The sequence below is a fragment of the Okeania sp. SIO1H4 genome (assembly GCF_010672695.1).
In the GTDB taxonomy this organism is placed as follows: domain Bacteria; phylum Cyanobacteriota; class Cyanobacteriia; order Cyanobacteriales; family Microcoleaceae; genus Okeania; species Okeania hirsuta.
On sequence record NZ_JAAHGB010000106.1, the window covers coordinates 16,860 to 17,075 of the forward strand.

General features: G+C 42.1%; 1 protein-coding gene. It reads left to right on the forward strand.

Annotated elements, in window-relative coordinates; all coding sequences use genetic code 11:
- The coding region (locus F6K06_RS31365; protein ID WP_287244640.1) for an acyltransferase domain-containing protein at positions 1-216 on the forward strand (216 nt) is incomplete at both ends.

The following is a 216-nucleotide window of genomic DNA, read 5'->3' on the forward strand; positions in this document are numbered from 1 at the left end:
TCTTGCAACCATATTTAGAACATCCCCTACTTTCTGTAATTTATCCAGATACACAAACAACAGAAAACATTGATTTAATCGACCAAACCGCCTACACTCAACCAGCCTTATTTGCCATAGAATACGCTCTGTGTCAACTATGGCAGTCATGGGGCATCAAACCAGATATACTCATGGGGCATAGCGTAGGAGAATATGTAGCAGCTTGCATTGCCG